At 45.7% G+C, this 302-nt stretch carries 1 protein-coding gene; it reads left to right on the top strand.

The genetic code is table 11. The features are described 5' to 3' along the window. Positions 1-302, top strand: a 302-nt coding sequence (locus tag MO867_RS22910) for a terminase large subunit domain-containing protein (protein WP_252473443.1), incomplete at both ends; no start/stop codon positions are given.

Genomic DNA, 302 nt, shown 5'->3' with positions numbered 1-302 from the left:
TTATTCAGCTTTCCAACGGAGCTGAATTGCGCTTTGTATCGACCAACGGGCGCACTGCCCAGAGTTACCACGGCCATTTGTATATTGATGAGGTCTTTTGGATTCCCGATTTTGAGAACCTGAATAAGCTGGCTAGCGCCATGGCTTCTCAAAAGAAATGGCGTAAAACTTATTTCTCTACACCGTCAGTAAAAAGCCACGGCGCCTACCCGCTATGGAGTGGTGAGAAGTACAACGAAAAGAGAGTAAATAAAGTTGAATTCGATCTTACACGGGAAACCCTGAAGACTGGGCAAAAAGGA

This window comes from Microbulbifer okhotskensis (assembly GCF_023895975.1).
Taxonomy (GTDB): domain Bacteria; phylum Pseudomonadota; class Gammaproteobacteria; order Pseudomonadales; family Cellvibrionaceae; genus Microbulbifer; species Microbulbifer okhotskensis.
The sequence above is the reverse complement of the archived record's forward strand: the minus strand, read 5'-3'. Positions and strand labels throughout refer to the sequence as shown.